The organism is Qingrenia yutianensis (assembly GCF_014385105.1).
In the GTDB taxonomy this organism is placed as follows: domain Bacteria; phylum Bacillota; class Clostridia; order UMGS1810; family UMGS1810; genus Qingrenia; species Qingrenia yutianensis.
Genome location: NZ_JACRTE010000030.1, coordinates 1 through 7,683, shown reverse-complemented (window position 1 = coordinate 7,683; position 7,683 = coordinate 1). Strand labels below are relative to the sequence as shown.

Genomic DNA, 7,683 nt, shown 5'->3' with positions numbered 1-7,683 from the left:
AGGTGGCATTGTTCCTTTTTTGATTGACATAAAAATTCCTCCTGTGATTTTGAATTTGTTTGCGTCCATTTCATTATATCACACTTTTTTCTGTCCATCAAATCTGGGAAGACGGCAAAAGTTTATATGAGCAAGAATTGATATATGATAAAAATTTGCTGAATGTTGAACAATATTTAGATATGTACATTCATAGACAATGTATGTTCGATATAATGTCAAAGAAACAAGAGTTTATACAAGATATTGCTAAAACGGGTTTATATAAGCAAATTGATAATGTAATATTGATTAAACCATTATTTTGTTTGCCGCAAACGGCAGATATGATGAAGTTTATTTGGCCCATGCTTAGCGAAAATGAATATAGTGAGTATTTGATGAGTATTCCAGAAATAGCAACTTTGGATGACAGTAAGAATATAAAAGTTTTTCTATGTATTGATGAAAACATGGACAAGTTAGGTTCGTATCAACTTCATGATAAAATAGATCATCTTTTATGGGATACGCACAAAACACATAAGAAAGAATTTAATTCGGCATGGAATAAAAGGTGGAAAAAAGAATTAAAAGGAATTGATAATTATTTATTGTAAAAAATTATTTCTCTGCCCTCTTGCAATCCTGCAAATATTATGTTAACATATAGGTGCTAACAAATTGATAACAGACAGCTCAGAACACAAAATAATTAAAAGATTTTAGGCAGAAACGGCGATGAAAACGGCTTAAAATCAGGTGACAAAGCAAAAAGTACAATATAACGCACCGAGTGGGAATAAAAATTAAAATCCCCGAAAGCCTTGAAAAATCAGGGTTTTCGGGGTTTCTTTTTGCCTTTTGAGTGCATTTTGAGTACAAAAGTTTAGTATCGTAGGAGTATCAGCTCTGTATTGTCTGATTTTTTTGTTCGTTTGCAATTAGTTTTTTTGTTTTTACTATTTCGATAGTTTGCAATATGAAAAGTACGATATGTACAAACACAGCTAACGAAGATATCGTATTGCAAATAGATGAAAATAAATTGCTATGTATCAGTCCAAAGAATACATACATTTCACCGACATCTCCTCCGTCGGGCAATAATATGTAAAATAATAAATATGTAAAACAAAAGAAAATGTTGATGTTTCTTAATTTTTTTGATTTATGTATATAGCTTGCTGTAAAAAAATTTATCAAAAAGAAAATTATTGCATGGATAAATGGAATGAGCATAAAAGTCATGATGAATCTTATCCATCCCATATTAAAAATCCACGAAGTTGCGGCAATAGCGATGCATAACAATGTTAGAAATATACATTTACGTTTGCTGTGTTCTCCTTTTCTGTATGCTTTTATAATTGCTAGTATAGTTCCGCCAACTATAACTAAAACAGCAATTATTATAATTCCAATCAATAAATATAACAATAAAGATCTATTAACATTAGATAACATTTGAGTACCCCCGTTCTGTTAGTTAAAAATATCCGGCGGGATTTTAACGCTGATTCCATCTTTTGTATCGAGCAAAATGCCGGAGCGTTGGAGTTCCATTTCGATTGCTTCTTTATCGTTCTTTAATTGCTCTAAAGCAGCTTGCGTATTTTTATCCGGTGTGTCGCTGTATTTGGCGGCACATTTTTCATATCCGTAATTTATTTTTTCCCAAGATAAGAGGTCTTGCAGGAGATTTTTTCTTTTTAAGTGATACATAATATCCTTTGCGTTAAACTCTTTTTCAGAAATATTTGCATTAAAGAATTGAGAAATAAGCGGATTGACTTCGAAAGAAACAGTTTCAGGCTTGTAAATATCGTCTGCACCTCTTTCTCCATTAACAACAACGATTTTAGTTTTGATAAGCATAATGAGCAGTCCCATAAAATCGCCTATTGTTTCAAGTCTTATATTATTTTCAAATCCTGCAATCGCAAAAGAGCTTATGCCGAGAGCCTCCGCTATTCTGTCAATTTGCGGAGATTGCGGCACCATTTTGTTCGTTTCATATTTTCTTATGGACACGGGGTGTATTCCCGAAAGCTCGGCTAACTTTGCTTGGGTTATGCCTATGCGTGTGCGGAAATACTTTATTTTTTCACCGATAGTCATAATATTTCATTCCTTTTGTAGTTTAGTCGCTATTATTATAGCACATAAAAATAAAAAAGTCCATACCATTTAACAAAAATCATCAAATGTTACAAAACTATTAAAATTCAAAATTACTCCTTGACATGTTGTAGCGACTGCGCTATAATATAAATGTAGCGACACCGCAACAACAAATTGAGGAGGTAATTTGTATGGCGGATAACAAAATTTACATTACGGCTCGTGAGCTTTCAGATATGTTGGGTGTATCTATGGGATATGCTTATAAAATTATAAGAAAGCTGAACAAGGAGCTAGATAAAGACGGTTTTATTGTAATCGCAGGGAAAGTGCCGAAGGGGTACTTTGAAAAGCGATGGTTTGGTTATAATGCAAAGGAGGCTTGATTTATGAAGGCACAAAAAGACAAGAAAACGGGAAAGTGGCTGATTCAGTTCAGATATACAGATTGGCAGGGTGTTCGCAGAAAAACAACAAAACGTGGTTTCGCTACAAAACGAGAGGCTGATGAGTATGTCAGAAATTTTCTTGCGTCACAGTAAGCGGATTTTAATATGAATTTTCAAGAATTTTTGAAGCTCTATTATGAAGATATGACTCCTCGGCTTCGTGAGAATACTATGAGAAATAAGAAGTACATAATAGATTTGAAAATCTTGCCGTATTTCTCAAACAAACGGATGAATAGTATAACCGCTGCTGATATTCGTAAATGGCAGAATGAGTTGATTTCGCAAGGCTATTCACAAACATATCTCAGAACAATTAACAATCAGCTTACGGCGGTATTCAATTATGCAGTTCGATATTATGACTTGCAGAATAATCCTTGCCGCAAAGCCGGTGGAATGGGTAAAAACAAGGCTGATGAGATGAAATTTTGGACAAAAGATGAGTTTTATAAATTCATTGACAGTATTATGGACAAGCAGAAATCGTATGCTGCATTTATGACTCTGTTTTGGACAGGTATGCGATTAGGTGAATTACTCGCTTTAACTCCGGCTGATATAGATTTTGAAAACAAGACAATCAGCATTTCAAAATCATATCAGAGGATTGACGGAAAAGATGTAATAACACTGCCCAAAACACCCAAGAGCAAACGGACGATAACTGTTCCCGATTTTTTGCTTGCTGACCTTAAGGATTATATGAATTCGATATATTGCTTGGAGGATACCGACAGATTATTTCAAGTTACCAAATATTTTATGGAACACGAAATGCAGCGAGGCATTAAAAACAGCGGTGTAAAGCGTATTAGAATCCACGATATTCGGCATTCGCATTGCGCACTTCTCTTTGAAATGGGTATTACACCGCTTGAAGTTGCTGACCGTTTGGGACACGAGCGAGTGGAAACAACAATGAATGTTTACGCACATATTTATCCGAATAAACAAAGAGCGTTGTCGGACAAGTTAGAGAAAGTTTATCGGGAGGATTTGAAATGAGCGGACTTGATAAAAACAGATTTCGCAACACAACAATCAGCTTTCGGGTTTCGCCGGAGGAACGGCTTGCACTTGAAGCAAGAATTAAAGTTTGCGGACTACCCAAAGGCGAGTATTTTATAAAATCTTTGCTGTATCAACGCATTGAAATTTCTGTTGGTAAATACAAAAGTGACAGATTGGCTCTTGAATTAAAAAAGCTGCGTGAAGCATTTGAATGTGCCAAAAGTGAAACGGCAACATTATGCGAGTGCAAGGCACTGCTGAAACAATTGCAGGAGGTTATGACTGATAACGAAAAGTTATCAGCCGATGACTTCAAAACGATAACTTAAATTAGAAAGGCGGGTATTTGTGAATGGTAAATTCTTTACAATGCAAAATGATATATTTAAATGCGGATTATCGGCGTATGAGTTTATTGTGTATGCGTATCTTGTGATGAAAGCCGATAGAAAGACAGGAACTTGTTATCCGTCAGCGGCTAAAATCGCAGCGGATTGCAACATAAGCATATCACAGGTGAGAAAGGTAACGGCTTCTTTGGAAGAAAAAGGATTTATCACAAAAGAAATGCGGTATCGAAAAACCGCAAATGACAAGAATCATCAGACAAGTAACCTATACCATATAGAGCCACTGCCTATATAATACGGAGGCACTCCCTCCGTATTAAACACTCGCCGCCTATCCGATAAAGACGGGAAATAAATATATCAATAACCATTTAACAATACTCATTTATCAAAAACCACTACAACAAGAAGGTGAGGTTGTGGATTTAGAAACAGAAAAATTCACTTATTATCTTGATGAATGTTATTTTCATTCCGAAAGAGATAAGGAGTTTTCAACCGAAACCGAAAAACAACTTGCAAGGAAAGCTATGGAGCTTCTTTGGAACAAACCTAATATAACTGTCAACGGGGTGACCTACACAAATCAAGATATACGGTCCAAATTACTTTATGAAATGATGCCGGAAATTTTGGACAGAGCTATGGAATGTTACAGAGCTGCCAAAGATGTAAAATCCGAAACGGCATATCTTGCAGGTTGTATTTTCAGAACGCTTATAGACTATGACGCATATATAGAGCGACTATTCAGACAAACATATATATTTTGAGGAGGAATTACAATGAAATCATTATTTGAAAAGAACGGCGGTACATATACAAAAGTGGGAGATTATTATCTTCCAAATTTGGAAGCTCCTAACGGCAATTATAAAATCGGCAGATATGGCAGGGCAAGGCGGCAGTATCTAAAGGAATACAAGAAAAGTGAATATACAGCTTTGATAATTAGCGGTAAGTTGCATAAGCATTTACACGATGTTGATGTCAAGGCACAGAAAATTATGGATTGCTTTATCAAAAATGCGGAAAAAACTGCACCCGATAAGGCTACACACCAAATGGAATGGGTTGGGCATATGAACAATGCAAAGGCTTGTGCGGAGGAGGTCATAAATCATAGGTTGATTTATATTTAATGATTTAACAAGCACTGAATTTGGCATTACAAATTCAATTTTAAGGGATACCCCTAACACCCCAAGCTGAAAGGAGCGACAGAGATGAGAAAGCGGACAAGGACATTTTCTTCAAGATTAAGCAACGAAGAATATGAGAATTTAAACCGAGCAATCACAAAATGCAATATGACGAAATCAGCATTTATGCGAATGATAGCAAAGCAATATTTACCCAAAGAGCGACCGCCGGACGGCTATGATGAGATTATGTCAGAACTTATGGAAATTGGAAATAATCTTTATCGTATTGCCAATATAGGAAGTGCCGATATGAAGGAATTAAGTGAGCAGGCTAAGCGGTTGGATAAGGTGATATTGAAAATAAATGAGATTTTTACAGTTCCCGAAAAGATGAGGTTGGGTGATGAAAAATGGCTACAACAAAGATTTGGAATATAAAAGGCAGACTCGACTGTTTAATAAATTATGCAGCAAATCCCGAAAAAACAGACGAAAACCAATATAACAAAGCTGAAATGCAGGCATTGCACAATGTTATGGCTTATGCGGCAGACGGGTATAAAACAGAAAAACGATTATATGTATCGGGCGTTAATGTTACGCCCTATACCGCTACATATAAAATGCAGCAAACAAAATTACGTTACGGCAAAACGGATGGAATTATTGCATTTCACGCTATACAGAGTTTTAAGCCGGGTGAAGTAACACCGGAGCTTGCACATAAAATTGGAGTTGAATTTGCAAAAGAAATGTGGGGTGATAGATTTGAAGTTTTGATAGCAACGCATCTCAACAGACAACATTTACACAATCATTTTGTGATAAATTCTGTATCTTTTGCAGACGGTAAAAAGTATTACGACAACCAAGAAAATTATAATCTTATGAAAAAGATTTCTGATAGGCTTTGTGAGGAAAACAATTTGTCAGTCATAAGAAATCCCAAAAGCAAGGGCAGGCACTATGCGGAGGTAATGGCGGAGAAAAACGGCTATCCCACCATACGAGGACAGATAAAAGATGAACTCGATGAAATTATCAAGTGTTCATATGCTTATAAGGATTTTTGGAGAATATTAAAACAGCGTGGATATGAGGTTAAGCGCGATGTTAAGTATATTGCATTAAAGCCTGCCTATTCCCAAAGATATATCCGTCTTAAATCGCTTGGCGATAATTATAGCGAGGAAGCGATAAGACAGCGGATTATAACGGCAAGAAACGGCATACGGATTTTGGATAAGCCTGCAACGGATTATAACGCTTGGCTTAAAAAATACGAGCCGATAAAGCTGCACGGATTTAAGGCGTTGTATTATCATTACCTATATCTGTTCGGCAAAATACGCAAAAAGGAAACGCCGCAGAGAGTATCATTTTATATGCGTGAGGAGCTAATAAAATTTGAACGTTATCAAAAACAGTTTCATTTTTTGATTGAGAATGATATTGAAACGACAGATCAGCTGAGCAGCTTTAAGGAAAATACAGAATTAAAAATTTCAGAATCGATAATTCAACGAAGCAGGCTATATGGTAAAAGCGATTCAACGGCTGAAATCAAAACAATCAATGCAGAATTACAGAAATTTCGGAAAGATATGCGTATGTGTAATAATATTTTTCAAGATATTGAAACAATACGGGAACATCAAAAGACGGTGGAACTGTTGGAACTTGAGGCTTCAAAACATAGTGATAGAAAGTTATATCAGTATCAGAGATGCCAATGATAAAAGACATTTTGCCCTAATTGCACAAAAAGCAATTGGGGCATTTGTGTGTATTATAGAAAATATAAATGTTGCTTAAAATCGGTTGACTTATTTGCGGTTTTGTGATAAAATTTATAATGTATAGTTATAATCAGTGATAAAATAGTGAGGGTATGAAATGATTACTGAAAAAATCGGCAATCGAATACGGGAACTAAGAAAAGAAACAGGATTAAGCCAAGAAAAATTTGCAGCAAAAATTGGAATGGACAGAACATATTTTGCCAGCGTTGAGTTAGGTAAAAGAAATATATCTATTGTCAACCTTGAAAAAATTGCTGTTGGATTAGATGTAAGTCTTGCAGAGCTATTTCTGAATATCTAAAAAGGGGGTGCCGACAAATGAGTGTTGCTATAAAAAAAGAAAACTATAAAACTTCTCTTATAAATAACAGGCGATATTTAGGGAACAAATATAAGCTGTTACCGTTTATAACGAAAGTCGTGGATAAGGAATGTTCAGATATACAATCTATTGCTGATATTTTTGCCGGTACCGGAGCAGTATCATCTGCATTTACGGATAAAATCATCATAACAAACGACTTGATGTATAGCAATTATATTTGCAATTATGCTTGGTTTGGGAGTGAAACTTATAATCAACAGACAATTATAGATTATGTTGTGCATTATAACTCTTTGGTGAAATTAAAGGACAATTATATGACTGATAATTTTGCGGACACTTATTTTAGTCGTGATGATTGTGCTAAAATTGGATATATAAGAGAAGATATTGAAAAGAACTATAAAAAGAAAAATATCAATGACAGAGAACGGGCAATCTTGATTACATCTTTGTTATATGCAATGGACAAAATTGCAAAAACCTGCGGACATT

Annotated in this window: 12 protein-coding genes and 1 pseudogene; 11 read left to right on the top strand and 2 right to left on the bottom strand. The window is 35.2% G+C overall.

From position 1 onward, the window contains the following. Positions 1-137: 137 nt before the first annotated feature. Complete coding sequence (locus H8706_RS11340; RefSeq protein WP_262432712.1) at positions 138-599, top strand: hypothetical protein; 462 nt, start codon at positions 138-140, stop codon at positions 597-599. Positions 600-885: 286 nt separating this feature from the next. On the opposite strand, the gene H8706_RS11335 is transcribed toward H8706_RS11340, so the two are convergent. Both H8706_RS11335 and H8706_RS11330 read right to left on the bottom strand, forming a co-directional pair. Beyond that, a complete protein-coding gene (locus tag H8706_RS11335) occupies positions 886-1,446 on the bottom strand; it encodes a hypothetical protein (protein ID WP_262432711.1) in 561 nt (186 codons plus the stop codon). Between the two features lie 18 nt (positions 1,447-1,464). Then, a complete protein-coding gene (locus H8706_RS11330) occupies positions 1,465-2,100 on the bottom strand; it encodes a helix-turn-helix domain-containing protein (RefSeq protein WP_262432710.1) in 636 nt (211 codons plus the stop codon). Between the two features lie 194 nt (positions 2,101-2,294). Between H8706_RS11330 and H8706_RS11325 the strand changes: the two genes are divergently transcribed. The 10 genes and pseudogenes from H8706_RS11325 to H8706_RS11280 all read left to right on the top strand — a co-directional run. Then, entirely contained in the window at positions 2,295-2,489 is a 195-nt protein-coding gene (locus tag H8706_RS11325) for an ICEBs1 excisionase (RefSeq protein WP_118446330.1), read from the top strand. A 3-nt stretch (positions 2,490-2,492) separates the two neighbouring features. Continuing rightward, positions 2,493-3,560: pseudogene (locus H8706_RS11320) on the top strand (site-specific integrase). Continuing rightward, on the top strand, positions 3,557-3,895 hold the full coding sequence (locus H8706_RS11315) for a plasmid mobilization protein (protein ID WP_262432709.1): 339 nt from the start codon (positions 3,557-3,559) through the stop codon (positions 3,893-3,895). The pseudogene H8706_RS11320 and the gene H8706_RS11315 overlap by 4 nt, the downstream one beginning before the upstream one ends. 19 nt (positions 3,896-3,914) lie before the next feature. After that, on the top strand, positions 3,915-4,211 hold the full coding sequence (locus H8706_RS11310; RefSeq protein ID WP_262432708.1) for a helix-turn-helix domain-containing protein: 297 nt from the start codon (positions 3,915-3,917) through the stop codon (positions 4,209-4,211). A 124-nt stretch (positions 4,212-4,335) separates the two neighbouring features. Further along, a complete protein-coding gene (locus H8706_RS11305; RefSeq protein WP_262432707.1) occupies positions 4,336-4,689 on the top strand; it encodes a hypothetical protein in 354 nt (117 codons plus the stop codon). Between the two features lie 12 nt (positions 4,690-4,701). Then, entirely contained in the window at positions 4,702-5,058 is a 357-nt protein-coding gene (locus tag H8706_RS11300) for a TnpV protein (protein WP_262432706.1), read from the top strand. 84 nt (positions 5,059-5,142) lie between these two features. Beyond that, positions 5,143-5,499 carry a plasmid mobilization protein gene (locus H8706_RS11295; RefSeq protein ID WP_262432705.1) on the top strand — a complete coding sequence of 119 codons (357 nt, stop codon included), beginning with the start codon at positions 5,143-5,145 and terminating at the stop codon, positions 5,497-5,499. Beyond that, positions 5,472-6,797 (top strand): relaxase/mobilization nuclease domain-containing protein, encoded by a 1,326-nt coding sequence (locus H8706_RS11290; protein WP_262432704.1) that lies wholly within the window; start codon positions 5,472-5,474, stop codon positions 6,795-6,797. Before H8706_RS11295 ends, H8706_RS11290 begins: the two co-directional genes overlap by 28 nt. Before the next feature lie 160 nt (positions 6,798-6,957). Then, complete coding sequence (locus H8706_RS11285) at positions 6,958-7,164, top strand: helix-turn-helix domain-containing protein (protein WP_262432703.1); 207 nt, start codon at positions 6,958-6,960, stop codon at positions 7,162-7,164. Positions 7,165-7,181: 17 nt separating this feature from the next. Continuing rightward, positions 7,182-7,683 (top strand): DNA adenine methylase (locus H8706_RS11280; protein WP_262432702.1); only part of this gene is annotated, 502 nt, incomplete at its 3' end.

Coding starts and splice junctions, on each gene's coding strand:
- H8706_RS11335 (WP_262432711.1), bottom strand. CDS start 1,446: ATGTTATCTAATGTTAATAGATCTTTATTGTTATATTTATTGATTGGA.
- H8706_RS11330 (WP_262432710.1), bottom strand. CDS start 2,100: ATGACTATCGGTGAAAAAATAAAGTATTTCCGCACACGCATAGGCATA.
- H8706_RS11325 (WP_118446330.1), top strand. CDS start 2,295: ATGGCGGATAACAAAATTTACATTACGGCTCGTGAGCTTTCAGATATG.
- H8706_RS11315 (WP_262432709.1), top strand. CDS start 3,557: ATGAGCGGACTTGATAAAAACAGATTTCGCAACACAACAATCAGCTTT.
- H8706_RS11300 (WP_262432706.1), top strand. CDS start 4,702: ATGAAATCATTATTTGAAAAGAACGGCGGTACATATACAAAAGTGGGA.
- H8706_RS11295 (WP_262432705.1), top strand. CDS start 5,143: ATGAGAAAGCGGACAAGGACATTTTCTTCAAGATTAAGCAACGAAGAA.
- H8706_RS11290 (WP_262432704.1), top strand. CDS start 5,472: ATGGCTACAACAAAGATTTGGAATATAAAAGGCAGACTCGACTGTTTA.
- H8706_RS11285 (WP_262432703.1), top strand. CDS start 6,958: ATGATTACTGAAAAAATCGGCAATCGAATACGGGAACTAAGAAAAGAA.